The sequence below is a fragment of the Piscinibacter lacus genome (genome assembly GCF_016735685.1).
GTDB lineage: Bacteria > Pseudomonadota > Gammaproteobacteria > Burkholderiales > Burkholderiaceae_C > Aquariibacter > Aquariibacter lacus.
Window position 1 is genome coordinate 2205032 of sequence record NZ_JAERRA010000001.1, and the last position, 25744, is coordinate 2230775.

At 70.3% G+C, this 25744-nt stretch carries 31 protein-coding genes and 1 tRNA gene; 24 read left to right on the top strand and 8 right to left on the bottom strand.

The genetic code is table 11. The features are described 5' to 3' along the window. Window positions 1-6 precede the first annotated feature (6 nt). From JI742_RS09940 to JI742_RS10010, 15 genes are all read left to right on the top strand, one after another. Window positions 7-408, top strand: coding sequence for a helix-turn-helix domain-containing protein (locus tag JI742_RS09940; protein ID WP_201826088.1), 402 nt, complete (start codon window positions 7-9; stop codon window positions 406-408). A gap of 114 nt (window positions 409-522) precedes the next feature. Then, window positions 523-1089, top strand: coding sequence for a hypothetical protein (locus JI742_RS09945; protein WP_201826090.1), 567 nt, complete (start codon window positions 523-525; stop codon window positions 1087-1089). 210 nt (window positions 1090-1299) lie between these two features. Further along, the gene (locus tag JI742_RS09950) at window positions 1300-1623 is read left to right on the top strand and encodes a hypothetical protein (protein WP_201826091.1); all 324 of its coding nucleotides are present in this window, start codon (window positions 1300-1302) and stop codon (window positions 1621-1623) included. Further along, window positions 1623-1985 carry a hypothetical protein gene (locus JI742_RS09955; RefSeq protein WP_201826094.1) on the top strand — a complete coding sequence of 121 codons (363 nt, stop codon included), beginning with the start codon at window positions 1623-1625 and terminating at the stop codon, window positions 1983-1985. The genes JI742_RS09950 and JI742_RS09955 overlap by 1 nt, the downstream gene beginning before the upstream one ends. Beyond that, window positions 1982-2572, top strand: coding sequence for a hypothetical protein (locus JI742_RS09960; RefSeq protein WP_201826096.1), 591 nt, complete (start codon window positions 1982-1984; stop codon window positions 2570-2572). Before JI742_RS09955 ends, JI742_RS09960 begins: the two co-directional genes overlap by 4 nt. Window positions 2573-2613: 41 nt before the next feature. Beyond that, entirely contained in the window at window positions 2614-3267 is a 654-nt protein-coding gene (locus JI742_RS09965; RefSeq protein WP_201826098.1) for a hypothetical protein, read from the top strand. A 51-nt stretch (window positions 3268-3318) separates the two neighbouring features. Further along, window positions 3319-4059, top strand: coding sequence for a hypothetical protein (locus JI742_RS09970; protein WP_201826100.1), 741 nt, complete (start codon window positions 3319-3321; stop codon window positions 4057-4059). Next, window positions 4056-4658 carry a hypothetical protein gene (locus JI742_RS09975; protein WP_201826102.1) on the top strand — a complete coding sequence of 201 codons (603 nt, stop codon included), beginning with the start codon at window positions 4056-4058 and terminating at the stop codon, window positions 4656-4658. The genes JI742_RS09970 and JI742_RS09975 overlap by 4 nt, the downstream gene beginning before the upstream one ends. Continuing rightward, complete coding sequence (locus JI742_RS09980; protein WP_201826104.1) at window positions 4651-5118, top strand: hypothetical protein; 468 nt, start codon at window positions 4651-4653, stop codon at window positions 5116-5118. The genes JI742_RS09975 and JI742_RS09980 overlap by 8 nt, the downstream gene beginning before the upstream one ends. Before the next feature lie 13 nt (window positions 5119-5131). Beyond that, window positions 5132-5461: a hypothetical protein gene (locus JI742_RS09985; RefSeq protein ID WP_201826106.1), complete on the top strand. Its 330-nt coding sequence runs from the start codon at window positions 5132-5134 to the stop codon at window positions 5459-5461. Further along, window positions 5461-7242, top strand: a complete 1782-nt coding sequence (locus JI742_RS09990; protein WP_201826108.1) for a DNA cytosine methyltransferase — start codon at window positions 5461-5463, stop codon at window positions 7240-7242. Before JI742_RS09985 ends, JI742_RS09990 begins: the two co-directional genes overlap by 1 nt. Then, on the top strand, window positions 7239-7433 hold the full coding sequence (locus JI742_RS09995) for a hypothetical protein (protein WP_201826111.1): 195 nt from the start codon (window positions 7239-7241) through the stop codon (window positions 7431-7433). The genes JI742_RS09990 and JI742_RS09995 overlap by 4 nt, the downstream gene beginning before the upstream one ends. Next, the gene (locus JI742_RS10000; RefSeq protein ID WP_201826113.1) at window positions 7430-7780 is read left to right on the top strand and encodes a hypothetical protein; all 351 of its coding nucleotides are present in this window, start codon (window positions 7430-7432) and stop codon (window positions 7778-7780) included. Before JI742_RS09995 ends, JI742_RS10000 begins: the two co-directional genes overlap by 4 nt. After that, a complete protein-coding gene (locus tag JI742_RS10005; protein WP_201826115.1) occupies window positions 7777-8331 on the top strand; it encodes a hypothetical protein in 555 nt (184 codons plus the stop codon). The genes JI742_RS10000 and JI742_RS10005 overlap by 4 nt, the downstream gene beginning before the upstream one ends. Beyond that, a complete protein-coding gene (locus tag JI742_RS10010; protein WP_201826117.1) occupies window positions 8328-8558 on the top strand; it encodes a hypothetical protein in 231 nt (76 codons plus the stop codon). The genes JI742_RS10005 and JI742_RS10010 overlap by 4 nt, the downstream gene beginning before the upstream one ends. A gap of 149 nt (window positions 8559-8707) precedes the next feature. Here the strand turns inward: JI742_RS10010 and JI742_RS13915 are convergent, their stop codons facing one another. The 8 genes from JI742_RS13915 to cysS all read right to left on the bottom strand — a co-directional run bounded on the left by JI742_RS13915 (window position 8708) and on the right by cysS (window position 16534). Continuing rightward, complete coding sequence (locus JI742_RS13915) at window positions 8708-8959, bottom strand: hypothetical protein (RefSeq protein ID WP_236676852.1); 252 nt, start codon at window positions 8957-8959, stop codon at window positions 8708-8710. Window positions 8960-9034: 75 nt separating this feature from the next. Next, window positions 9035-10204 carry a tyrosine-type recombinase/integrase gene (locus tag JI742_RS10015; RefSeq protein ID WP_201826119.1) on the bottom strand — a complete coding sequence of 390 codons (1170 nt, stop codon included), beginning with the start codon at window positions 10202-10204 and terminating at the stop codon, window positions 9035-9037. Window positions 10205-10377: 173 nt separating this feature from the next. Next, window positions 10378-10471: transfer RNA gene (locus JI742_RS10020), tRNA-Ser, on the bottom strand. Window positions 10472-10570: 99 nt separating this feature from the next. Beyond that, the gene (locus tag JI742_RS10025) at window positions 10571-11839 is read right to left on the bottom strand and encodes an aspartate kinase (RefSeq protein WP_201826122.1); all 1269 of its coding nucleotides are present in this window, start codon (window positions 11837-11839) and stop codon (window positions 10571-10573) included. A 48-nt stretch (window positions 11840-11887) separates the two neighbouring features. Continuing rightward, the gene (gene tilS, locus JI742_RS10030; RefSeq protein WP_201826124.1) at window positions 11888-13234 is read right to left on the bottom strand and encodes a tRNA lysidine(34) synthetase TilS; all 1347 of its coding nucleotides are present in this window, start codon (window positions 13232-13234) and stop codon (window positions 11888-11890) included. A gap of 62 nt (window positions 13235-13296) precedes the next feature. Then, entirely contained in the window at window positions 13297-14268 is a 972-nt protein-coding gene (locus JI742_RS10035) for an acetyl-CoA carboxylase carboxyltransferase subunit alpha (protein WP_201826126.1), read from the bottom strand. Window positions 14269-14384: 116 nt separating this feature from the next. Further along, the gene (locus tag JI742_RS10040; protein WP_236676853.1) at window positions 14385-15101 is read right to left on the bottom strand and encodes a DNA-3-methyladenine glycosylase family protein; all 717 of its coding nucleotides are present in this window, start codon (window positions 15099-15101) and stop codon (window positions 14385-14387) included. Between the two features lie 26 nt (window positions 15102-15127). Beyond that, window positions 15128-16534: a cysteine--tRNA ligase gene (gene cysS / locus JI742_RS10045; protein WP_201826128.1), complete on the bottom strand. Its 1407-nt coding sequence runs from the start codon at window positions 16532-16534 to the stop codon at window positions 15128-15130. Window positions 16535-16821: 287 nt separating this feature from the next. On the opposite strand from cysS, the gene JI742_RS10050 reads away from it, so the two are divergent. The 9 genes from JI742_RS10050 to JI742_RS10090 all read left to right on the top strand — a co-directional run bounded on the left by JI742_RS10050 (window position 16822) and on the right by JI742_RS10090 (window position 25739). Then, window positions 16822-17439 (top strand): peptidylprolyl isomerase, encoded by a 618-nt coding sequence (locus JI742_RS10050; protein WP_201826130.1) that lies wholly within the window; start codon window positions 16822-16824, stop codon window positions 17437-17439. A 3-nt stretch (window positions 17440-17442) separates the two neighbouring features. Beyond that, window positions 17443-17943, top strand: coding sequence for a peptidylprolyl isomerase (locus JI742_RS10055; protein ID WP_201826132.1), 501 nt, complete (start codon window positions 17443-17445; stop codon window positions 17941-17943). Between the two features lie 17 nt (window positions 17944-17960). Further along, window positions 17961-18770, top strand: a complete 810-nt coding sequence (locus JI742_RS10060) for a UDP-2,3-diacylglucosamine diphosphatase (RefSeq protein WP_236676854.1) — start codon at window positions 17961-17963, stop codon at window positions 18768-18770. Beyond that, window positions 18767-19546, top strand: a complete 780-nt coding sequence (locus JI742_RS10065; protein ID WP_201826134.1) for a M90 family metallopeptidase — start codon at window positions 18767-18769, stop codon at window positions 19544-19546. Before JI742_RS10060 ends, JI742_RS10065 begins: the two co-directional genes overlap by 4 nt. A 266-nt stretch (window positions 19547-19812) precedes the next feature. Further along, on the top strand, window positions 19813-20892 hold the full coding sequence (locus JI742_RS10070) for a porin (RefSeq protein ID WP_201826136.1): 1080 nt from the start codon (window positions 19813-19815) through the stop codon (window positions 20890-20892). Between the two features lie 260 nt (window positions 20893-21152). After that, window positions 21153-21983, top strand: a complete 831-nt coding sequence (locus tag JI742_RS10075; RefSeq protein WP_236677000.1) for a UDP-2,3-diacylglucosamine diphosphatase — start codon at window positions 21153-21155, stop codon at window positions 21981-21983. Between the two features lie 11 nt (window positions 21984-21994). After that, a complete protein-coding gene (locus JI742_RS10080) occupies window positions 21995-23047 on the top strand; it encodes a glycosyltransferase family 4 protein (RefSeq protein WP_201826141.1) in 1053 nt (350 codons plus the stop codon). A gap of 9 nt (window positions 23048-23056) precedes the next feature. Then, window positions 23057-25231, top strand: coding sequence for a polyphosphate kinase 1 (ppk1, locus tag JI742_RS10085; RefSeq protein WP_201826144.1), 2175 nt, complete (start codon window positions 23057-23059; stop codon window positions 25229-25231). A gap of 28 nt (window positions 25232-25259) precedes the next feature. Further along, entirely contained in the window at window positions 25260-25739 is a 480-nt protein-coding gene (locus tag JI742_RS10090) for a SixA phosphatase family protein (protein ID WP_201826561.1), read from the top strand. Window positions 25740-25744: the final 5 nt, after the last annotated feature.

The following is a 25744-nucleotide window of genomic DNA, read 5'->3' on the forward strand; positions in this document are numbered from 1 at the left end:
TGGCTTATGAGTAGCCTAGCCGACCGCCTGAAGCGCGCCCTCGCGCGCAAGCCCGGGACCAGCCAAGCTGGACTCGCCGCCTACTGCGGCGTCAAAGCCCCATCAGTATCACAGTGGTTTTCTGGCGAAACCAAAACTCTTAAATCAAGCTCGCTGCGCAAAGCAGCCGAGTACCTGGGATGCTCGCGCGATTGGCTTGAAACCGGGCTTGGCTTGCCTGAGTGGGAGGGCACGATTGCGAGCAGCCCAACAGCAGAAGAGCCACGACCGGACTACGATAGCGATTGGCCTTTTAAATCCTTCAATGCAAGCGACATTCGCGCATTGCCAGCGGATCAACTCCAAATGATCGAGTCATATATTCGCGCCTTTGTTGACATGTCAAAGCTCAACAACCGCGCAGCATAAGAACCGCCCAAGTTTACTTACTGCACGACTACAGCAAGTCAAGAACCCCCAAAGAGGGTGGCGACCGGGATTGATGCGACCGAACATTGCTACACATCGTCTCGACCTCAAGCCATGAAGCTCATCATCGAATTGACAAAGCTGATCTTTGCAATCTTGGGGGCAATCATCAGATTGTTCCTGCCTGAGGAGCGCGGCCCAGCCCGGACGCAGCAGCGAAGCTCCCAGAGCGGCCAGGCAAGGGCGCAAGCCAGCAGTTCAAACAAGGTTGATGGACGCGCATTTGCAGCCAGGGCAGACATACAAGGGCCTGGCGTTTTTCAATGGGAGGTTGTTGGCGAGAGCCACTACACCGAGTCTTTTTTAGCATTTGACGAGAACCCGAATAGTAGCGACCGAGCATTCGCAGGACTGGCAGAGCTTTTTTGTGATGAAAACAACGTCAAGGATAGTAATGCCGTTGCAGTGCTGATGCACGGAAGAGTCATCGGTTATGTACCAGCAGCGCTTACCCTAAACGTGCGGCAGCGCCTTGCACGCGAGCTAAAAGGGGTCAAGCGTGCGACCTGCGTTGCCAAAGTTCTCAGACCGGCGCAACCAGGACACAGTTACTCGGTCTGGCTCGATCTGCCTGACCGCTGGCGTAACGTACTTGCAGAGCGCGCCAAGAAAAAGCAGTAGCTGGGCACATCGCCGGATGCCCCAAGCCCAGCAGTGGACCTGCCGGCAGACGCATCCACAGAAGCATGTGGACACGCCGTCACATCCCCTGAAGGACACACAAAGTTAGGCCAGCCTATTGCGCTGCAATGTAGGCGCGCCTAACATCCGCCCCAACCGCCCCCCACACACCGCCAGCACCCGCTGGCAGGGGCGGCCAAGGGGACCTTCATGCACACCGCCCAGGCCGCCAGCGGCCACACCCAAGGTGAGGCCGGCTCATGCCCTGCGCCCACGCCTGGAGTGACGCCCGCCGCCGACTCAGGCCCCATCCTCATCAACCCGGGCGATGCGCTCGTCCTTCAAACCGACGCGCGCCTCAGCCAAGAGCAGATCCTTGCGATCCATCAGATGGTTCGGGCGTGGCGCACGCAGGCCAAGCAAGGTGCAAGCAATCCGCTCGTGATCCACGGCGGCCTGAAGCTCGTTGCGGTGATGCAGATGCCGCAGGACTCCGACCTCGCCTGCGTGGTCCAAACCTCTCCGGTGGCCTGATGAGCGCGGCGCAGCACACCGCCCAGGCCGCCAGCGCGCCGGCCACGCCGGCACCGCGGCGGATCACGCTGGCCCATGTCGAGCTAGCAATCCACACCGCTCGCACATGCCGCCGCGATGTGCACCTGGCCGGCTTTGCGGCCATGACCGGCTACCCGGCCTTCTTCCACAGCTGCCCCGGGCCCACCAAGCGCCGGCCGCACCATGGGCACAACACGCCGGCCTTCATCCCGATGGACACCGGCCTCATCGCCGAGTTGATCAAACGCACCTGCCGCACCCACGGCCGCGACGAGGTGCGCCGCACCTGGGGGCTGGGCATCCGCGAGCTGCAAGCGCAAGACCTGAGCAGGCCGGCATGACCCCCCACGCACCCACCCCCTGGGCCGGCCGCGACCTGCGCGGCCGCATGCTGGTGCTGCACATGGCCGGCGTGCCCGTGCTGTGGCAGCCCGGCACCCGCAACCTGAGCGCCACCCAGCACGGCCGGGCCGTGGCCCTGCGCGCCCCGCGCGCCGTGGCCGACCAGCTGCTGCGCCTGAAGCACCCCGCCACCGGCGTGCTGCGCCAGGTGCTGGATGTGCGGCGCCCCGCGCCCCCCACCCAGGCCGCCCTGCAGCACGCCCTGAGCGGCGCGCCCCACTGGCAGCCCAGCGTGCGCTTGAGCCTGCTCGACCTGCTGGAGCCCGGGCTCGACTACCCGCTGCGCCTGTGGCGGCTGCGCGATGCCCTCAGCCCCTGGGGCTACCGCGAGCAGCTGGAGGACCCCACCGTCCTCGGCATCGCCGGCGACAGCGCCCGGGCCCTGCAGCTCATCCGCGGCCAACTGGCCCGGCCCTGCGTGGCCGGCGTGCTGGCCTACCCGCTCGACGCGCACAGCGGCCCCGCCGCCGCACCCTGGCTCATCACCCAGGCCTGCCTGGCCACCCCCCAGCGCAGCGCCGCCTGAGGCCCGCCGCGCCCCACCCCGCCACGAAGGAGGCACCCACCATGCTCGACACCTTTTTCAAGCGCCTGGGCGGCATCGCCCTGGGCAACCCCAAGCTGCTGGCCGCGCAGGCCACCACCAGCCCCACCGTGCAGGCCGCCATCGACAGCATGGCCCACCCCGCCGGCGGCCCCCAGCCGGCGCCCCCCGCCTGCGCCACCCTGCCCACCCGGCCGCTGTGCACCACCGGCAGCAAGCCCCTGCGCTACCGCAGCGCCGCCGCCACCGACGTGGCCGCCACCCTGCGCCGTGCCCGCAAGGCCCAGGCCGCCAGCGCCAGCCAGCAGGCCGGCCGCCTCAGCGTGGACGACTGCGTCGGCATCGGCTGCCTGCTGCTGATGCTGCTGCTGGCCGCCGTCAGCCTCGACGGCCTGCTGGATCTGTCGGACAGCACCACCCTCAGCGCCGGCCTGGTGCTGGCCTGGGTGCGCCCCGCTCCCAAGCAGCCCGCCCGGCCCTGCCCGGCCGATTGCAGCCAGCACCACGCCCAGTGCCCCACCCCCCTGGCCTGCGGCCTGGGCGAAGCGCCCACCCACCACGTCACCTGGGTGTCGCACCCGGCCGAAGCCGCCGCCCTGCTGGCCGCCCTTGTGCTGGCCGGCCACATCACCCTCACCCTCATCGGCATCAGCCTGCACGCCGGCCTCAGCGCCTGAGCCTGGGCCCACGCCGCACCTGCTGCCCACCCGCATCGAGGAGACACCCCCATGCCCACCACCCCCCAAGCCCTGGCCCACGCTGCGCAGCAAGCCGTGGCCAGCAACCCCGCCGCCACCGCCACCGTGCTGGCCAGCGGTGCCAGCGTGCCCGTGCTGCACCACCCCAGCCACACCCCGGCCGCCTACCTGCAAGTCACGGCCGACACCGTGGCCCACCAGCTCGCCCACATCAACCGCTGGGCCGGCGCCCCGGCCCGCGCCTACAGCCTGGCCGAGCACAGCCTGCTGATCGAAGAGATCGTCACCCGCAACCGCGGCATCACCTGCCCCCGCATGCGCCTGGCCGCGCTCACCCACCACGCCCTGGCCACCGTGCTGGGCGACACCCCCTACAGCCTGCGCGTGGCCCTGCGCCACACCCAGCACGGCGACGGCCTGTGGAGCGACCTCGACCGGATCGAGCAACACCACCACCGCCACATGGCCCTGGCCCTGGGCCTGCGGCACGAGCTGCGCGCCCGCGCCGCCTGCACCGTGCTGGCCGCTGACGAAATCGCCACCCGCACCGCCTGGCGCGACCTCATGCCCGCCCACGCCCCGCTGCCCGAAGAGCTGCAAGCCGGCAACGTGCGCCCCGCCGCGTGGATCAGCCTGCACACGCCCGAGCGCGCCGCCATGCCCGCCAGCGCCTGGGCCCAGGCCTGGCTGCACACCTACGAAGGCCTGCTGGAAGCCTGCCTGGAGCTTGACCTGACCGAAGCCGCCCAGCCCGGCCCCCAAGCCGCATGAGCCGCGCCGCCAGCCTGCGCGTGTCCACCTCGGACACCAGCACCACCAACCGCCCCGACACCAGCCGGCGCGAAAGCCGCACCCTGCGGGTGATGGCGTACCTGGCCCGGCAAAGCGGCCGGATGGCCACCGCACGCGCTTGCGCGCAGATCGGCCTGGGCACCACCACCCTCAGCGGCATCGAGCTGATCCGCGCGGTGCAATCCGCCGTCCGCTGCGGCTGGATCCTGGTCGATGAGTCGGCCAGCCGGCCTGCCGAGTCCGTCCTCACCCTCACCGCCACCGGGCTGGACAGCCTGCGCAGCAGCGCCCTCGGCCAAGACCTGCAGCCCGCCACAGACGGCCCCAGCCACCGGCCTGGACCCGACACCCACTTCGGCGCGCATGGCCTGCCCATCCGCCCCGGCGCCCGCGGCGGCATCCCCACCGAGGCCCTGCCCGCCCACATCGGCGCCCCCCTGCCCCGGCAGGCCGCCTGCCACCGCCACCTCATCCCCAGCCGTTACGGCGACACCCTGCGCTGGCGCAGCGGCCAGCAGTGCCACGCCCTCGACAGCGCCGCCCGTGCCCGCATCGAGGAGCTGCTGCGCCATGGCTAAGCCCCGCCTCAAGACGCTGGACGACGTCATGCAACGCTGCTACGTCGACCCCGACAGCGGCTGCTGGCTGTGGCGGGGCGCCAAGTACCACGGCGCCGGCTACCCGCTTGCTCGACTGTCTCGGAACGACGCGCCCGGCGCCGCCCGCAACGCCCCCGTGGCCCAGCTCATCTACGCACTCACCCACGGCGGCCAGTGGGCCCCGGCCGGCACCTACTACTGGACCCGCTGCGGCCACACCGCATGCCTGGCCCCCAAGCACCAAATGCACGGCAGCTGCAAGCAGCGCTGGGCCTGGCTCATCGAACAAGGCTGGCGCCGCAGCCCGGCGCACGAAGCCGCCCTGCTGCGCGGCGTCAAACAGAGCCAGGCCCGGCGCCAAGCCACCTCCCCTACGCACCCGCCCGCACGCCCGCACCGCACCGCGGTGCGCGGCGCCAGCGTGTTTCATCTGGCTTGAGCCCGGCCCCGCCATGCACAACATCCTGTACAGCCCCCACGGCGAGCCCCTGGCCCCGCCCGCCCCGCAGCCGCAGCAGCTCGCCATGGCCGGCGACGACTGGACCAGCGACCGCGACCGCAAGGCCCAGGCCCGCGCCGAAGCCGCCTACCGCAAAGGCGCCCTCAAGGCCGCCGACAAGCTGGAGGCCGCCGCCGATGCCCTGCTGGAGCTGATGCACCTGTCCCTGGACGCAGGCCACGACGACAAGATGGGCGCCGCCGACCAGCGCCGCACCCTGGGCGCCGACAACCGCGAGCTGGCCCTGTACCTGCGCAGCGTGTACGAAAAGGGGGGCCGCTGATGCTCACGCCCTGCGAGATTCGCCACTTCCACCTGTTCGCCGGCCTCGGCGGCGGCGCCCGCGGCTTCAACCGCGGCGCGGCCCGCGTGGGCAACCTGGTGGCCCGCTTCCGCTGCATCGGCGGCATCGACAACGATGCCGCCGCCATGCGCGACTTCAAGGCGCTGGCCGGCGTGCCCGGCACCGTGCTGGACATGTTCGACCGTGAGCAGTTCACCGCCTTCCATGGCCACGAGCCGGGCCCGGACTGGCGCGAGGCCACGCCGCAAGACATCCAGCGCGCCGCCGGCGGCGAGCGCCCGCACATCGTGTTCCTGTCGGCGCCCTGCAAGGGCTTCTCGGGCCTGCTTTCCGAGACGAAGAGCAAGACCGCCAAGTACCAGGCCCTGAACCGGCTGACGCTGCGCGGCGTGTGGCTGATGCTCGAAGCCTGGGCCGACGACCCGCCCGAGCTGGTGCTGTTCGAGAACGTGCCCCGCCTGGCCACCCGTGGCCGCGCGCTGCTGGACCGCATCACCGCGATGCTGCGCAGCTACGGCTACGCCACGGCCGAGACCACGCACGACTGCGGCGAGCTGGGCGGCTTGGCGCAGAGCCGCAAGCGCTTCCTGCTGGTGGCCCGCCACATCGCCAAGGTGCCCCCGCTGCTGTACGAGCCGGCGCGCCGGCCCCTGCGCGCCGTGGGCGACGTGCTGGGCCGCATGCTGCTGCCAGGCGACCTGCGCGCCGGGCCCATGCACCGGGTGCCGGCTCTGCAGTGGAAGACCTGGATCCGGCTGGCCTTCGTCGAGGCCGGCAGCGACTGGCGCAGCCTGAACCGGCTGGCCGTGGCCGACGGCGTGCTGCGCGACTACTTGGTTGTGCCCACCATGTTCCGCGGCGGCCTGGGCGTGCGCGGCTGGGACGAGACCGCCGGCGCCGTGGCGGGCGAGAGCCTGCCGCTCAACGGCGCCTTCAGCGTCGCCGACCCCCGCGCCGCCGACGCGGCCGCGCAGTACCAGCAGTACGGCGTGCGCCGGTGGGCCGACACCAGCGGCGCGGTGACCGGCCAGTCGGCCGCCGGCGGCGGCGCGCACTCGGTGGCCGATCCGCGCTGCCCGGGCGTGCTGCACAACAACGCCTTCCGAGTGGTGCGATACGCAGACCACGCGCAGGCCGTCACCGGGGGCACAGGGGCGGTGGGCGGCTGCGTGGCGGATCCACGCCGCGACGGCCCGACCTTCGGCAAGTACGCGGTCACGCCTTGGGCCGAGCCGGCCGGCACCGTCATCAGCGGCAGCACCACCGGCCAGGGCGCCTTCGCGGTGGCCGACCCGCGCAGCGGCATGGCCGCCGACCGAGGCGCCTACCTGACCGGCGGGCACTACGGCGTGGTGCGCATGGACGAACCCAGCGGCGCCGTGAGCGCGGCTGCATGCCACGACAACGGCCGCTGGTCCGTGGCCGACCCGCGCATGCCAGCCGCAACCGACAACCTGGTGGCCGTGATCGCCGCTGAGGATGGCACTTGGCACCGGCCGTTCACCACGCTGGAGCTGGCCGCCCTGCAAAGCCTGGTGGACCCCGAGGAACAGCTTGAGCTGGACGGCCTGAGCGATCAGGCCTGGCGCGAGCGCATCGGCAACGCGGTGCCCAGCGATGCCGCTCAAGCCATCGCCAGCGAAATGGGCCGCACGCTTCTGCTGGCCTGGAGCGGCCAGACGTTTTCACTCAGCGCCGCGCCGGTGTGGGTTCGCCCCGTCGCGGTTGGACTTAGCGTGGCTCAAGGAGCAGCCGCATGAGCACCCCCACCCCTTCGCACACCGCCGGCCAGGCCCTGGCCCTGGCCCTCGAAGTGCTGCGCGCCGACCGGCAGGCCCTGATCGATTACCACAGCTTCGCCGGCAGCATCCTCGAGGCCGACGAGCTGGCCGCCCAGGCGCTGGCGCAGTACGACCAGGCCATCCTGGGGCTGGAGATCTTGCAGACATGAGCCCCCACAACACCAATGCCGATCCGCCGGCGTCAAAGCCCGTCACCCTGGTTTGCGTGCTGGAGCAGCGCCGCTACAGACCCGGCGACCCGGCCCCCGAAGGCTACCTGGCGTGGCACGAATGGGCCGAGGCGCAGCACAAGGCTGGCCTGCGGCAGAAGCAGTGCGGCCGGTGCGGGCTGTGGCGCTACCCGCAGCAACTCAGCACCGAGGTGCTGCGGTGGCAAGGCAAGACCGCGCGTGGCAAGACGGTGCAGCAGGAGGCGCCCGTGTGCAGCAAGTGCGCGGCGCACCCGAACGGCAAGACGACCGATCAAGCCCGCGACCAGCACGGCATCACCCCATGACCCGCAAACGCTGCCACCGCCGCCCCATCGTGCCCGTGCCCCCGCGCGGCCTGCGCCCCACCCTGGCCCCCGACCAGGTGCGCGACCTGGCCCTGTGCCACCTGGTCCACGTCGACGCCATCGCATCCGGCCAGGCCGACGCCGAGACGCTGTGGCAATGGGCCGGCGGCGTGCTCACCTGGAGCCGCGTCGCCGAGCTGTCGCCCTCATGGGACGACAGCGCCCGCGAGCAGATGAAGGCCGGCCTGGATCTGGTGCAGGCCGTCGCCGATCGCTGGATCCGCACCGGCCGCGTCGGCTTCACCGGCCCCGAGCTGGTGGCCGCCCGCCAGCTCGTCGAGCTGCAGGATGCGATGGCCGAGGCCGTGGACCGGCCGACCGCCATTCGCGCAGCGGACTGGTCCGAAGCCACGCTCAGCCGCGTGCGCCTGGCCGCCATGCAGCGCCGGCAGCAGGCGCTGGCCAGCCAGCCGGCGGAGCGGCTGGCCACCGATCAAGCCCAGCCGGCGCAAGCCGACGAAACACCCCACCCCTATTCCCGCGCCGCATGAACAGCCCCGCGCCCGAAACCCCTGCCGAGGCCCCGGCCTCGGCCCCGACCGAGCCCGACCGCATCGTCTGGCGCCGCGACGTGCAGCGCGCCTTCGACTGCTGCGGCGAGACAATCCGCCGCTACATCCAGACCGACCGCCTGCCGCCCCTAGACATCAACATCACGCCCAAGCGGCAGGGCTGGTATCACAGCACCCTGGCGGCGCGGAACTTGAGGATTCCGTGAGCAACCCGCGCCTAACCCCCGAAGGCATGGAGTTTGGCCGCCTGTGCGCAGGCTGGACCGGCGCTCGTGCAGAGATCGTTGCACGCCCCCTGCCGGCCGCCGTGGTCGCTGTGCTCGGAAGGTGGCAATACTCGCTGCCGGATGATTGATTAGGCAAGCAGATTGCCAACGAACTGAAAAATACAACCCTGAATAATCAAGAAGACAGCCCAAGTCATTCGCCTATTGTTTTTCTTGACGGCGGCATGTTCTTCAAAATTTTTGGCTGCCGGGGCATCCAAATCCCCCCCATCCACAACGCTTACGTTTAGCGGCGAAGCTAGGTAAAGCACCACAACACCTATAAGGTTAAGCGCTATACCAACGAGATTCAAAATCTTGGCTAGATTTTCGCAATCCATTTGCACTTAACCTTCCAATGCAGAATAAGACGGTTGATGAACTCAGCCAACCTAGGGATACCTACAGCCGCAGAGTCACTTTAGCAGCAGGCAGGTTTCCACCCAATCCCCCCAAGCCTGCAACATCCCCCGCCGCTCCGGCAGGTATTCCGCCCGGTTGTAGGCCGCCCGCACATCATCATCGGGCGCATGGGCAAGCTGCCGCTCGATCGCGTCGGGCCGGTAGCCCGCCTCATTGGCCCAGGTGCTGGCCACCGTGCGCCACCCGTGCCCCGTCATCCGGCCCTTGTAGCCGATGCGGTGCAGCAGGTAGAGCACCGCGTTCTCGCTCATCGGCCGCGCCGTCGTCCGGTCGCCCGGGAACACATAGGGCCCGCCCCGATGCACCGCCCGCAGCTCGGCCAGCACGGCCAGGGCCTGCCGGCTCAGCGGCACCAGGTGGTCGCGGTCCATCTTCATGCGTGCGGCCGGGATGCGCCACAGGTCGCCGTCCACCTCATCCCAGCGCATCGCGCGCAGCTCGCCCGTGCGCACCCATGTCAGCGCCAGCAGCCGGCAGGCCTGGGCTGAGGGCAGCGGCCCCTCCAGGGCCAGGCGCTGCAGCAGCGCCGGCACCTCATGCAGCTCAAGCGCCGCGAAGTGCTGCACCTTCGCCCGGCCCAGCACCTTGTCGGGCTTGATCAGGGCGCAGGGGTTAAGCGGCATCTTGCCCAGCTCGACCTGCCGGTCGAGCGCCAGGCTCACCCACAGCCGCACCTTGCGCACGTACACGTGCAGCCCGGCCCGGTCCATGCGCAGCAGCACGTCAAGCACCGCGTCTCGATCCACGCGCGACAGGGGCAGCTCGCCCACATGCGGGTACACGTGGCGCTCCAGCGCCCGCCGCACGTTCAGCAGGTAGCCCTCGGAGGCATCCTTGCGCCCGTCCCAGTAGTCCAGGCACGCTTGGCGCAGCGTCAGCTCGGCCGGCGGCGCCTTGCGCCGGTCCTGCATCGGGTCCTGGCCCTCGAGCAGCGCCCGGCGCACCTCATCGCGCTTGGCGCGCGCCGCGGCCAGGCCGATCAGCGGGTAGGGCCCCAAGCTCATCGTCTGAGGCTTGCCGGCCAGCCGGTACGCCAGCCGCCACACCTTGGCCCCGCTGGGCGACACCCACAGGTACAGCCCGCCACCGTCGAAGTGCTTGCTGGCCTTCGGCCCGGGCTTGATCGCCTTGCAGCCGGCGTCCGTCAGTGTGTTTGTAGGCATCCTGCGCACTCCCTGCGCGGTGCCTACCCCGGTGCCTACACGCTATCTGTGGTGCACCGTGGGCGATCGCCGGATTTGTGGGGGTTCACTCCGGTCCGACCCGCGCAAGTGCTTGATTTTGCAGGCTTTCGCCCATGAAAAATGGCCCACAGGGGGCCATTTTGGGGGTGCTTTGGCGGAGTCGGAGGGATTCGAACCCTCGATGCACGTTTTAGCGCGCATACTCCCTTAGCAGGGGAGCACCTTCGGCCACTCGGTCACGACTCCGGCGAAGACTTGCGATTATGCCGCAAAGCCGGGGCCTGCTGCCCCGGGCTCATGCGCTGATGCGCGCGGCGTTGCACGCACGCCCCGCAGGCCTTCGCCTCAGGCGGCGGCCTGGTCCAGGTCAAAGGCCTTGTGCAGGGCGCGCACGGCCAGTTCCATGTACTTCTCGTCGATCACCACGCTGGTCTTGATCTCGCTGGTGGTGATCATCTTGATGTTGATGTTCTCCTCGCTCAGCGCGCGGAACATGGTGCTGGCCACGCCGGCATGCGAGCGCATGCCGATGCCAACGATCGAGACCTTGGCGATCTTGGCGTCGCCGACCACATCGGCCGCACCCAGGTCCTGGGCCACACCGCCCTTGAGCAGGTCCAGCGTGCGCTGGAAGTCGTTGCGGTGCACGGTGAAGCTGAAGTCGGTCTTGCCCTCGTGGGAGACGTTCTGCAGGATCACGTCGACATCGATGTTGGCCGCGGCCACGGGGCCGAGGATCTTCGAAGCAATGCCGGGCTTGTCGGGCACGCCCACCACGGTGATCTTGGCCTCGTCGCGGTTGAACGCGATGCCGGACACGACAGCCTTTTCCATCTTCTCGTCTTCCTCGAAAGTGATCAGCGTGCCCGAGCGGGCCTCTTCATCGACCGGGATGTCCCAGGGGGTGAAGCTCGACAGCACGCGCATCGGCACGCGGTACTTGCCGGCGAATTCGACCGAGCGGATCTGCAGCACCTTGCTGCCGAGGCTGGCCATTTCCAGCATCTCCTCGAAGGAGATGGTCTGCAAGCGGCGGGCTTCCGGCACCACGCGCGGGTCGGTGGTGTAGACGCCGTCGACGTCGGTGTAGATCAGGCACTCGTCGGCTTTCAGGGCTGCGGCCACGGCCACGGCCGAGGTGTCGCTGCCGCCCCGGCCGAGGGTGGTGATGTGGCCTTCTTCGTCGATGCCCTGGAAGCCGGTGATGACGACGACGCGGCCGGCGGCCAGATCGGCGCGCACGCGAACGTCGTCGATGGATTCGATGCGCGCCTTGGTGTAGCTGCTGTCGGTGCGCACCGGCACCTGCCAGCCGGTGTAGCTGACCGAGGGCACGCCCTCGGCCTGAAGCGCCAGGGCCAGCAGGCCGACGGAGACCTGCTCGCCGGTGCTGGCGATCATGTCGAGCTCGCGGCGGGCGGACGCGCTGCGCGCATCGGGCAGCAGTTCCTTGGCAAGGCCGAGCAGTCGGTTGGTCTCACCGCTCATCGCCGAGGGCACGACGATCAGTTGGTGACCCGCGCCGACCCACTTGGCAACGCGCTTGGCAACGCTGCGGATGCGCTCGGTCGAGCCCATCGAGGTGCCGCCGTACTTGTGAACGATCAGGGCCATGGGAAGGGGGTAGGACGGGCGGGCCAGGCCCGCGGAAAACCCGCGATTCTAGGCGAGCCCGCCTGCGGCAGGACGGCCGCCCTCAGGCTGCCAGACCAGTCGCAGCCGGGGCTGGCCGGGCCCCAGGGCGCAGCGCGCGTCCAGGCCCAGGCCGGGCACGAAGACCAGGGTCTCGCCGAGGAAGAACAGCGGCGCCTGACGCGCCCAGGCCGGCAGGCCGGCGGCCTGGAACTGCTTCTTGAGCGCGCGCGGCGGCCGGCCGGGCCCGGCCTGGAAGCGCTCGCCGCCCTGCCGGGCGCGGGCCTCCAGGCGGGGCAGCCAGTCGGGCGGCAGGCCGGGCTCGGGGCTGTCGATCGGCAGCGGCTCGGCGCGCAGGCCGGCGGGCGGCGCGTCCGGCACGCAGCCCTCGGCGGTGGCCCCCCAGCGCAGCAGGCCGCGGTAGCGCCGCAATTGCCCGCCCGGCCAGGGCCAGGCGGCCGGGCCGCGTCCGGCGGTCAGGGCCAGCCACAGCGATTCGAAACGGTCGGCCGGCACCGGGTGGCCGCTCTGCCGCTCGATCCAGTGACGCAGCAGCAGGCGCGCACGCGCGGGCGGGTGGTCGAGCACGGGGACGAGCGGCAGGGCCTGGGTCGCGGCCGGGCCGAGCAGGGCCAGGTCGCTCTCGGCCAGGGCGCGCAGGTTCTCGGCCGCCTCGGCGGCATGCCGGGCCAGGCGCAGGAGGGCCGACCCGGCCTGCGGAAAGGCACTGTCCAGCGCCGGCCACACGTGCTGCCGAAGGCGGTTGCGGGCATGGACGGGCTCGGCATTGCTCGGGTCCTCGATCCAGCGCAAGCGGTGGCGGCGCAGATAGGCCTCGATCGCGCGGCGCGGCTGCTCGCGCCAGGGCCGGGCCCAGCACAGGCCCTGGCGCCATTGCCGCGCCGGCATGGCGGCCAGGCCGGCCGGGCCGGCGCCGCGCAGGGCCTGGAGCAGCACGGTCTCGGCCTGGTCGCCGGCATGGTGGGCCAGCAGCAGCAGGTCGACACCGGCTTCGCGGGCCAGCGCGGCCAGCGCCGCGCGGCGGCCCTCGCGCGCCCAGGCCTCGACGCTGTCGCCCGGTCCGGGCCGGCCTTCCAGGCGCCGGCTGGCAAAGCGCAAGGGCGCGCCCGCCCGTGCCCAGCGCGCCGCCTGGGCCGCGCAGCGGCGCGCCCAGTCGGCCGAAGCCGCTTGCAGGCCATGGTCGATGTGGAAGGCGTGCACCCGCAGGCCCAGGCCCCGCGCGACGCGCAGGCTGGCATGCAGCAGGGCGGTGGAATCGCGGCCGCCGCTCCAGGCGACGGCGAAGCCCGGGGGGCCGGCAGGCGGCCCGTCCGCGTCCGGCACAGGGCCGGGATCGACGGGATCAGCGGCCGGCATGTCGGCCGGGGCGCTCGGCACGCTGCGCGGCCAAGGCAGGGCGGGCCGGCCGGCGGTGCCGCTCAGCGGGCCTTGGTGTCGCTGAAGCGGCCCAGGCCCTTGAGGCGCTCGTAGCGTTGCGCCAGGCGCTCGCGCGGCTTCAGGTCGTCGATCTGGCGCAGTGTGTCGGCCAGGGCGCGCTTGAGGTAAGCGGCCATCTGCTTGGTGTCGCGATGCGCCCCGCCGACCGGCTCGTTGACGATCTTGTCGACCAGGCCCAGGGCCTTGAGGCGGTGGGCGGTGATGCCCATGGCCTCGGCCGCATCGCTGGCGCGCTCGGCCGTCTTCCACAGGATGGAGGCGCAGCCTTCCGGCGAGATCACCGAATAGACCGAGAACTGAAGCATCAGCACCTGGTCGCCGACGCCGATGGCGAGCGCGCCGCCCGAGCCGCCCTCGCCGATGATGGTCGCGATGATGGGCACCTCGAGCTGCGCCATCTCGAAGATGTTGCGGCCGATGGCCTCGGACTGGCCGCGCTCCTCGGCGCCGATGCCGGGATAGGCGCCGGGCGTGTCGATGAAGGTGAAGACCGGCAGGCCGAACTTCTCGGCCAGCTTCATCAGCCGCAGGGCCTTGCGGTAGCCCTCGGGCCGGCTCATGCCGAAGTTGCGTGCGGCACGCTCCTTGGTGTCGCGGCCCTTCTGGTGGCCGATGACCATGCAGGCCTGGCCGTTGAAGCGGGCGAGGCCGCCGACGATGGACTGGTCGTCGGCGAAATGTCGGTCGCCGTGCAGTTCCTGGAAGTCGGTGAAGATCTCCGTCACGTAATCGAGCGTGTAGGGCCGCTGCGGATGACGGGCGATCTGCGTGACCTGCCAGGGCGTCAGGTTGGCGTAGATGTCCTTGGTGAGCTGCAAGCTCTTCTTGCCGAGCCGGTCGATCTCTTCCGAGATGTCGACGGCCGACTCGCTCTGGACGTAACGCAGCTCATTGATCTTGTTTTCGAGTTCGGCGATGGGCTGCTCGAACTCCAGGAAATGCTTCTTGCTCATGCGCGGGGATCCTTGTCGGTCGGCGCGGATCGGGGGCCGCAGGGCCTTCGTCTTTGACTCGGCATTCTCGCAAAAGCGGGGGCACCGAAAAACGGCGGCGGCCGGGGCCGCAGGCTTCAGTAGTCGACGGGCAGGGGATCGAGGCTGCGCCAGAGGTACCAGGTCGCCACCGAGCGGTAGGGCGCCCAGGCCTCGCCGACTTCGCGGGCCTCGGCCCGCGACACCGGCTCGCCGCTGAAGTAGTTGCGGCTGATGCCCTTGATCAGGCCGACATCGTCGAGCGGCAGCACGTTCGGCCGCAGCAGGTGGAAGATGAGGAACATCTCGGCCGTCCAGCGGCCGATGCCGCGAATCGCGACCAGCTCCTCGATGATGGCCTCGTCGTCCATGCCGGCCCAGGCCTCCACATGCACGCTGCCGGCCGCGAAGTGCGCGGCCAGGTCGCGCAGGTACTCGACCTTGCGGGCCGACAAGCCGGCAGCGCGAAGGCCCTCGACCGGCAGATCGAGCAGTTGCGCCGGCAGCAGCGCCGGGCGCTCGCCGGCCGGCGGCGGGCTGTCGGGCAGGTCGCCGAAGGCCACGGCATTGAGCCGCAGCCAGACCGACTGCGCGGCCTTGACCGAGATCTGCTGGCCGACGATGGAGCGGGCCAGGGTGGTGAAGGCGTCGCCGCGGCTGTGCAGCCGTGCCGCGCCGAACTGCGGGATGAGCTTCTTGAGCACGCGGTCACGGCGCGCCAGATGCCGGCAGGCTTCGTCCCAGTAGGGCGGCGTCAGTCCCGGCTGGTCGAGGTCCGCCGTCGGCACCGGGGCCGGCGGGGGAACGGGGCGCAAGGGGGGCACCACGCGCGATCCGGGGCTCAGGCCCGCACCCAGGTCGTGCCCTGGGCGCTGTCCTTCAGCACGATGCCGCGGGCCGTCAGCTCGGCGCGGATGCGGTCGGCCGCGGCGAAGTCGCGGGCGGCCTTGGCCGCGGCCCGGGCGGCGATCAGGGCCTCGATGGCGGCGCCCTCGGCATCGTCCGACGCCCCGGCCGCCCCGCCCTGCAGCCAGGCCTGCGGCACTTGCTGCAGCAGGCCCAGGGTACCGGCCAGGGCCTTGAGCAGGCCGGCCACGGCGGGCGACTTGCTGCGGTTGAGCTCGGCCACCAGTTCGAACAGCAGCGCCACGGCGACCGGGGTGTTGAAGTCCTCGTCCATTGCCGCCTTGAAGCGGGCTGCATGGGGATCGGTCCAGTCGATGGCCGCGGGCGTGTCCACGGCCGGGGCTTCGGCCAGCGCGGTGTAGAGCCGCTTCAGGCCGGCGCGGGCATCGTCGAGGCCGGCATCGCTGTAGTTGAAGGGGCTGCGGTAGTGCACGCGCAGCATGAAGAAGCGGATGGTCTCGCCGTCGTAGTGCCGCAGCACGTCGCGGATGGTGAAGAAGTTGCCCAGGCTCTTGGACATCTTCTCGTTGTCGACATTGAGGAAGCCGCTGTGCATCCACAGGCCGACGAAGCTGCGCCCGCTGCCGAGATGGAAGGCCCCGTCGCTCTGCGCGATCTCGTTCTCGTGGTGCGGGAACTGCAGGTCCAGGCCGCCACCATGCAGATCGAACTGCTCGCCGAGCAGGGCGCAGCCCATGGCCGAGCACTCGATGTGCCAGCCCGGCCGGCCCGGGCCCCAGGGCGAGTCGTACTTGACCTCTTCAGGCTCCTCGGGCTTGGCGGCCTTCCAGAGCACGAAGTCCAGCGGATCGTCCTTGCCGTCGGCCACGGCGACGCGTTCGCCGGCGCGCAGCTGGTCGAGCGACTTGCCCGAGAGGCGGCCGTAGCCGGGGAACTTGCGGATCGCGTAGTTCACGTCGCCGCGACCGTCGGCATAGGCCAGGCCCTGGCGCTCCAGGCGGCCGATCAGGTCGAGCATCTGCGGCACATAGTCGGTCGCGCGCGGCTCCTGGTCGGGGCGCTGCAGGCCGATGGCGTCGAAGTCCGCATGCATGGCCGCGATCATCTGTTCGGTCAGGGCCCGCACGCTGAGGCCGCGCTCGACGGCGCGCTTGATGATCTTGTCGTCAATGTCCGTGATGTTGCGGACGTAGCTCACCTGCAAGCCGCTGGCCTTGAACCAGCGCTGCACCACGTCGAAGACGGTCATGGTGCGCGCATGGCCAACGTGGCAGAGGTCGTAGACCGTGATGCCGCAGACGTACATCCGCACCCGACCCGCCTCCAGGGGCACGAAGTCTTCGAGGCGGCGGCTCAGGGAGTTGTGGATGCGCAGGCTCATGGGCAGACACCGCAGCGGACCCTGCGGGTCGGGACGGGCGGGCGAGGGAGAGGGGCCAGACGACAAAGGCCGCATGCGGTCGGGCGGCGTGGCCCGGCCGGGCATGCGGCCCGGGGCGTGCACCGCAGGGCGCAGACCCGGATGCAGCGAAATCAGTATAGCCAGCGCCGCCTGCCGGCCGCAGCCGCTTCATGGGCCCTGCGGCCTGCGCGCTGCGGCGTCTGCGGGAGAATCCGCGGCTGCTGCCCGCCCGCCCGCGGGCCCTCCCCTTCACGCCGAGGATCGTCATGCACGCTTTCTTCCCGTCCCTGCCCACGCTCCGCCGCCGCCTTGCGCTGCGCGGGGCGGCGCTGCTGCCCTTGCTGCTGCTTGGTCTGATCGGCCTGCAGCAGCCGGCTGCGGCCGCCGAGCCCAAGGTGCGCCTGAGCACCTCGATGGGCGACATCGTCATCCAGCTCGAACCGGCCAAGGCGCCCAAGACGGTCGAGAACTTCCTGCAGTACGTGAAGGACGGCCACTACGGCGGCACCGTCTTCCACCGCGTGATCGACGGCTTCATGATCCAGGGCGGCGGCATGGACGCGAAGATGAGCGAGAAGCCGACCCGCGGCCCCATCCCGATCGAGAGCGACAACGGCCTGCTCAATGCCCGGGGCACGGTGGCGATGGCGCGCACGCCCGATCCCAACTCGGCCACCGCGCAGTTCTTCATCAATGTCGGGAACAACGTCTTCCTCGACAAGGCGAATGCCCGGGACGGTCATGGCTACACCGTCTTCGGCAAGGTCGTGTCCGGCATGGAGGTCGTCGACCGCATCCGTGTCGTGCCGACCGGCAACAAGGGGCCGCACCAGAACGTGCCGCTGACCCCGATCGAAATCAAGAAAGCCACTTTGGAGCGCTGAACCATGTCCACCCAGGTCGAACTGCACACCTCCGCCGGTCTGATTCGGCTTGAACTCGATGCCGAGCGCGCGCCCAAGACGGTCGCGAACTTCGTGCAGTACGTGAAGGACGGCCAGTACGACGGCGTCATCTTCCACCGCGTGATCAAGGGCTTCATGATCCAGGGCGGCGGCATGGACGTCGCCATGAAGGAAAAGCCCACCCGCGGCTCCATCCCCAACGAAGCCAACAACGGCCTGAAGAACGACAAGTACACCGTGGCCATGGCCCGCACCAGCGATCCGCACTCGGCCAGCGCGCAGTTCTTCATCAATGCCAGCGACAACGGCTTCCTCAACCACAGCTCGCCCACGCCCAGCGGCTGGGGCTATGCCGTGTTCGGCAAGGTGGTGGCGGGCACCGAGGTGGTCGATGCCATCGAGAAGGTCCGCACCGGCCGCAAGGGCTTCCACGACGACGTGCCGCTGGACGCGGTGGTGATCGAGCGCGCCGTCGCGCTCTGATCGGCAGACCGCCGGCCATGCCCTCACCCACCGCAGCCGCCCCGATGAGCCTGGCCTTGCCGCGCTTCTCGGAGCTGTCGATGGAGGGGGTGTGGTCGACGGTGGATTTCCTCTCCGACCTGCATCTCGACGCCGACCATCCCGCCACCCTGGCCGCCCTGGCCAGCCATCTGCGGCACACGCCGGCCGATGCGGTGCTGATCCTCGGCGACCTGTTCGAAGCCTGGGTCGGCGACGACGCCCGCCATGCGGGCTGGGAGCGGCGCATCGTCGATGTGTTGCAGCAAGCCTCGTCGCGCATCGCCGTCGGCTTCATGGCGGGCAACCGCGATTTCCTCGTCGGCGCGGCCCTGGTGCGCGACTGCGGCCTGATCGCGCTGGCCGACCCCACCGTCTTGCAGGCCTGCGGCCGGCGCGTGCTGCTGAGCCACGGCGATGCGCTCTGCCTGGAAGACCTGGCCTACCAGCGCTTCCGCCAGGAAGTGCGCCAGGACGCCTGGCGCGAACGCTTCCTGGCCCGCCCGCTGGCCGAGCGCCGCGCGCTGGCCGCCCAGATGCGAGCCGCAAGCCGCGCCCGGCAGGCCGCCGGCCAGCCCGAGACCTGGGCCGACCTGGACGATGCCGCCACCGTGCAGTGGCTGCATGAGGCCGGGGTCGACTGCCTGGTGCATGGCCACACCCATCGGCCCGGCGAGCACCTGCTTTCGCCGCGCCACCGCCGCCTGGTGCTGAGCGACTGGGACTGCGACCATGCCCAGCCCCCGCGCGCCGAGGTGCTGCGCCTGAGCGCGACCGGCTTCCGGCGTCTGCCGCCGGACCACGCATGATCGGCTGGCTGCGGGCCCGCCGCGAGGCGCGCCTGCTGCGCGAACGGGCCATTCCCGACGCGCTCTGGCAAGCCACGCTGACGCAGTTTCCCTTCTTGCGCCTCGCCCGGGCCGACGAAGCCGCCCGCCTGCGCGAGCTGGCCACCCTCTTCCTGGCCGACAAGGAATTCAGCGCGGCCGGCGGCCTGATGCTGACCGATGCCATGGCTGTTGCCGTCGCAGCCCAGGCCTGCCTGCCGGTGCTGAACTTCGGCCTGGCACCGTATGCCGGCTTCGTCGGCATCGTCATGCATCCCGCCGAAGTCACCGCGCGGCGCGAATGGACCGACGAGCACGGCATCGTCCACGCCTGGGACGAGGTGCTGGCCGGTGAGGCCATGGAGGGCGGGCCCATCATGCTGTCCTGGCGCGACGTCGAAGCTGCCGGCACCGACGCCGAAGGCCGGCCCTACAACGTCGTCATCCACGAATTCGTGCATGTGCTCGACATGGGCAATGGCGCCATCGACGGCCTGCCTGCCCTGCCCGACCCGGCCCTGCGCCGCCACTGGCGCCAAGTGCTTGAAGCCGGCCGTGCGCAATTGCAGCGCGCGCTCGACGCAGGCCGGCCGGGGGTGCTCGACCCTTACGGCGCGAGTTCGGTCGAGGAATTCTTTCCGGTCGCGGCCGAAGCCTTCTTTCTCAATCCCGAAGCCTTGCGGGACGAAGCCCCGCCGGTCTTCGATTTGCTGGCTCAGTATTTCCTCCAGGGTCCCGAGATGGCGTCTGCGCGCTGAACCGCTTGGCGCACCAGCAGGAGGCGGGCGCACCAAGCTTGCCGGTCCGGCCCCCAGGGCGGCTGTGCCATCCAGGAACAAGTCCCTGGAAAAACAAGGCGTTCCAACGGTCCCCCAGGAGGGAACACCCTTGTCGCATGCTTGCGACAAACTGCACCAAGACAGCGCCTGGGGCTGCGGCCTTACATCAAGCCTGCGCTAAAGTCATTCGGCGCTGGTTCATGCGAGTAGCCAGGGCAGTCTTACCCACTCGAGGAGAGAACCCAATGAAGAAGACTCTGATCGCCGCCGCCGCGCTGGCATCGCTGGCTGGCGTCGCCCAAGCCCAGTCGGTCACCCTGTACGGCCGCGTGGACGTCGGTTTTGAATACGTGAGCGATGTCGCCACCGCTGGCGGCACCGATTCGGTTTCCAAGTTGCAAAACGGCGGCATCCTGCCCAGCATCTGGGGCATGCGCGGCAGCGAAGACCTGGGCAATGGCCTGAAGGCCGTGTTCAATCTCGAAAGCGACTTCGGTGGCGACACCGGCGGCAGCCGCGGCCTGGGCAACATCAGCTCGCTCTTCGGCCGTCAAGCCAACGTTGGCCTGTCGGGCAGCTTCGGCACCGTGCTGCTGGGCCGTCAGTACAGCCCCGCCATCCTGGCTGACCTGGGCACCGACCCGCGCGGCTTCAAGGAGTCCTTCTCCAGCCTGCTGACCTACGCCCTGAGCCAGAACCCGAGCACGAACGGTCTCGGCGCTGGCCAGAACAACAACGGCGCCGGCATCTTCACCAGCAACCTGATCTCCTACACCACCGCCATCGGTCCCGTGACCCTGCGCGCTGGTTACGGCCTGGGTGAAGTCGCTGGCGAAAGCTCGGATGGCTCGACCGTCGCGCTGGGTGCCACCTACGCCGGCCCGGTCACCGTGTCGGGTTCGTACCAGCTGATCAAGGGTACCGGCCAGGAAGAAACGAAGCGCTTCTCGGCCGGCGTGGCCGTGCCCTTCGGCGCCCTGACCTTCAAGGCCTACTTCGCCCAAGCCACCGGTGACAACCTTGCCGGTGTCGAAGTCTCCGACCTGCAGACCTACGCCCTGGGCGTGAACTGGGCCTGGAACCCGGCCAACACCCTGACCGTGGCCTACTACCACGGCGACGACGACAAGTTCAACGGCAAGTCGAACGACATCGTCATCAGCAACGACTACGCCTTGTCGAAGCGCACCACCCTGTACGTCCAGTACGTGCATGCCGACGTGGACGCCGGTGCGAACGTCGTGGGCTCGATCGCTGTCGACCGCGGCATCGTGGCCGGCGAGAAGACCTCGATCTTCGGCGTTGGCCTGAAGCACGACTTCTGATTCCGGTTCTCCGGATCCGCAGCCGCCCCGGGCCTCGGCCCGGGCTGCCGCAAGAAGCAAGGGCCGCGCAAGCGGCCTTTTTTCATGGTGTTTGTGGCCTGCAGGCGCCATGCCGGGGGCCAGGTCGCAGGCTTGTCATCGAGCGCCGCAACCATGCGCGCATGCTTCGTGCGCTGCTCACCGCCCCCTTTCGCCGCAGCGCGGACCGGCCGCCCGCCGCCCCGCTGCGCCCGCCGCCAGCCGCATGGCTAGCCGGGGTGATGCCGCCACCGGGCGGGGACGGGCCCGGCCCCGAGGAGGGTTCGCTGCGCGTGCGCACGGTCTGGATCTCGGACCTGCACCTGGGCACGCCGGGCTGCCAGTGGGCGGCCTTGCTCGACTTCCTCAAGACCGTCGAGTGCGACACGCTTTACCTCGTCGGCGACATCATCGACGGCTGGCAGTTGCAGCGCAGTTGGTACTGGCCGCAGGGTCACAACGATGTCGTGCAGAAGCTGCTGCGCAAGGCGCGCAAGGGCACGCGGGTGGTCTTCGTGCCGGGCAACCATGACGAGTTCGCGCGGAAGTACCTGGGCCTGAACTTCGGCGGCATCGAGGTGGTGGACGAAGCCGTGCACCGCCTGGCCGACGGCCGGCGCCTGCTGGTGACCCACGGCGACCTGTTCGACGGCGTGATCCAGTGCGCCGCCTGGCTGGCGCATGTAGGCGACCGCGCCTACGAGCTGACGCTCAAGGTCAACCGCCACTTCAACCGCCTGCGCGCGCGGCTGGGCCTGCCCTACTGGAGCTTGTCGAAGTACCTGAAGCTCAAGGTCAAGCGCGCGGTCAGCTTCATCGGCGACTTCGAAGAGGCCCTGGCCCGCGAGGCCCGGCGCCGCGGCTTGCAAGGCGTCGTCTGCGGCCACATCCACCATGCCGAGCTGCGCGAGATCGATGGCGTGCTCTATGCCAACGATGGCGACTGGGTCGAGAGCATGACGGCCCTGGTCGAGCATCCCGACGGCCGCCTGGAGATCCTGGACTGGAGCGAGCGCGCCACCGCCGCCCGGCGCGCCGTGCGCCAGGCCGCCGCCGTGCCGGCCCTGCGCTGAGGGCCGGCCGCATGCATCTCGTCCTCGTCAGCGACGCCTGGGCGCCGCAGGTCAACGGCGTTGTCATCACCCTGGTCGAGCTGGTGCAGCGCCTGCGCGCGCTGGGCCATCAGGTGACGGTGATCGAGCCGGGCGACTTCCGCACCATCGCCTGCCCCGGCTACCCCGAAATCCGCCTGGCCTGGCGCGCCGGCCGCGCGCTGCGCGAGCGCCTGGACGCGCTCCAGCCCGATGCCCTGCACCTGGCCACCGAGGGCCCGCTGGGCTGGGCCGCGCGGCGCCATGCGCTGCGGCGCGGCTGGGCTTTCACCACGGCCTTCCACACCCGCTTCCCGGACATCCTGGCGCAGGCGCTGAAAATCCCCTCGCGCTGGGGCTATGCCCTGTTCCGCCGTTTTCACGCGCCCTCGGCCGGCGTGATGGTGCCGACCGAAGGCATGCTCGCCATCCTGCAGGCCCACGGCTTTGCCGCGCTGCGGCCGTGGACGCATGGGGTGGACCGCCAGCTCTTCCGCCCTGTCGAAGGCGCCGACCTGGGCCTGCCGCGGCCGGTGTGGCTCTATGTCGGCCGGGTGTCCTGGGAGAAGAACCTGGAGGCCTTCCTCGAACTGGACCTGCCCGGCAGCAAGGTCGTCTACGGCGTCGGCCCGCGCGAGGCTGCGCTCAAGGCCGCCCACCCCGAGGTGCACTGGCGCGGCATCGTCGCCCGCGCGGAACTGCCGGCCATCTACAGCGCGGCCGATGCCTTCGTTTTCCCGAGCCGCTCGGAGACCTTCGGCCTGGTCATGCTCGAAGCCCTGGCCTGCGGCACGCCGGTCGCGGCCTATCCCGAGGCCGGCCCGCTCGATGTCATCGGCCGCGAGCCGCCCGAGCGCAGCGGCGGCGTGCTCGACACCGACCTGCGGGCCGCCGCCCTGGCCGCCGCCCGCCTGCCGCGCGAAGCCGCCCTGGCGCGCGCCGCGAACTTCGACTGGGACCATGTCACCCAGCGCTTCCTGCAGCACCTCCGGCCCTGTCATGCAGGCTGCGTCATCCGTCACGAAAACGTCGCGGACGCGTCATAAACTGGATTGATGCCTGCCCGTACTCCGACAGTCCGCCCTGCGGCCGCGCCCCGTGTCCGCCGCACGTCAACGGCCAGCCGCAGCCCCGCTGCACCCAAGCTCGTGCTGCTGAATCGCGAACGCTCCATCCTGGAGTTCAACCGCCGCGTGCTGGCCCAGACCCTGCGCGAGGACGTGCCCCTGTTGGAGCGCCTGCGCTACGTCTGCATCGTCTCCTCCAACCTCGACGAGTTCTTCGAGGTTCGCTTCGCTGACGTGCTGGAGGCCGCCCGCCTGCCCGACAGCGGCATCACGGCGCGCGAGATGGCCAGCGTCGTCGAGGACGCGCATGCCCTGATCCGCGACCAGTACAGCGCCTTCAACGATGTGGTGATGCCGGCGCTCAAGCAGCAGGGCATCTTCATCCTGAACCATGCCGAGCGCGATGCGAAGCAGCGCGCCTGGGTCGACAGCTTCTTCCAGACGCAGGTTCGGCCGCTGCTGATGCCCGTCAGCCTCGACCCCTCGCACCCCTTCCCGCAGGTCGCCAACAAGGCGCTGAACTTCATCATGAAGCTCGGCGGCCGCGACGCCTTCGGGCGCGAGAACCGCATCGCCATCCTGAAGGTGCCGCGCGTGCTGCCGCGCGTGATCCGCCTGCCGGCCGCGCTGTGCAAGCCGGGCGAGCAGGTCTTCGTGATGCTCTCCAGCGTGATCCGCGCCCACCTGGCCGAGCTCTTCCCGGGCCGCGAGGTCGAGGTCTTCTCGCAGTTCCGCGTCACCCGCGATTCCGACCTGGAAGTCGACGAGGAAGACGTGGCCAACCTTCGCCAGGCCCTGCGCTCCTCGCTGAGCACGCGGCACTTCGGCCGCGCGATCCGGCTGGAGGTGGTGAGCAGTTGCCCCGACGAGCTGACCGACTTCCTGTTGCAGCAATTCGAGCTGCCCGAGGCCGCGCTCTACAAGGTCAACGGCCCGGTCAACCTGGTGCGGCTGAACCAGCTCATCGACCAGGTCGACGACAGCGTGCTGCCCGAAGGCGCGGCGGCCCTGCGCTTTGCGCCCTTCGAAGCCGGCTGGCCGGCCGAGCTGCCGCGCAGCGGCCAGGGCGGCAGCATCATCGCCACGCTGCAGCAGCGCGACGTGCTGATGCACCACCCCTTCCAGAGCTTCGACCCGGTGGTCGCCTTCCTGCGCGAAGCCGTGCACGACCCCGATGTGCTCGCGATCAAGCAGACCATCTACCGCACCGGCAGCGAGAGCGTGCTGATGGAGCTGCTGATCGAAGCAGCCCGCCGCGGCAAGGAGGTGATGGCCGTCGTCGAGCTCAAGGCCCGCTTCGACGAGGAAGCCAACATCAACTGGGCCGAGCGGCTGGAGGCCGTCGGCGCCCAGGTGGTCTACGGCATCGTCGGGCTCAAGACCCATGCCAAGCTGATGCTCGTCACCCGCCGCGAGGCCGGCGAGCACGGCCCGCTGCTGCGCCACTATGCGCACCTGTCGACCGGCAACTACAACCCCAAGACCGCGCGGCTCTACACCGACACCGGCTTCCTGACCGCCGACCCGGCGATCACGGCCGACGCGCACGGCGTGTTCCAGCAGCTCGCCAGCCAGACCGAGCTGCCGCGGCCGCGCTGCCTGCTGCTGGCGCCGCAGCACATGCATGCGCGGCTGATCGAGCTGATCGGCCGGGTCGGTGCTGCCGCCCGGGCCGGCGTGCCGGGTGCGCGCATGGTGATCAAGATCAATGCCCTCACCGACCCGGCCCTGGCCCATGCCCTGGCCGCGGCCGGCCAGGCGGGTGCGCATGTCGACCTGATCGTGCGGGGCGCCTGCATGCTGCCGCCCGGCCTGCCGGGCCTGAGCGAGAACGTGCGGGTGCGCTCGGTCGTCGGCCGCTTCCTCGAACACACCCGGGTGCTGTGGTTCTGCTGGGGCGAGGGCGAGGACGAGCAACTGCTCTACCTCAGCAGCGCCGACTGGATGAGCCGCAACATGCTGCGCCGCATCGAGCTGGCCTGGCCGGTGCGCGATCCGGCCCTGCGCCGGCGCGTGATCGAGGAATGCCTCGACTTCTACCTGGACGACAGCCTCGACGCCTGGCAGCTTGCCGCCGACGGCCGTTACCAGCGTGTCGAGCCTGCCGCGGGCGAGGCCCCGCGCGGTGCGCAGCGCCGCTTGATGCAGGCCCTGGGTGCCTGAAGCCACGCCCATGGTGCGGGCGCGCGGCATGGACCTGATCCTCTGGCGCCATGCCGAGGCTCATCTGCAGCGCGAGGGCCAGACCGACCTGGAGCGCGCGCTCACGCCCAAGGGCGAGCGCCAGGCCCAGCGCATGGCCGAGTGGCTGAACCTGCGCTTGGCGGAAAGCACGCGACTGCTCGTCAGCCCGGCCCTGCGCTGCCAGCAGACCGCGCGCGCGCTGGGCCGGCCCTTCCGCACCGTGGCCGAGCTGGCGCCCGACGCCGAGCCCGAGGCCCTGCTGGCCGCCGCACGCTGGCCGCAGTCCGCCGAGCCGGTGCTGATCTGCGGCCATCAGCCCACCCTGGGCCGGCTGGCCGCGCGCCTGCTGGCCGGCAGCGAACTGGACTGGTCGGTGCGCAAGGGCGCCGTCTGGTGGCTGCGCTACCGCGTGCGCGAGCCCGAGGGCGGCGGCTCGCCCCAGCCGCAGGTGCTGCTGCAAGCCATGCAGGGGCCGGACCTGCTCTGAGCCGG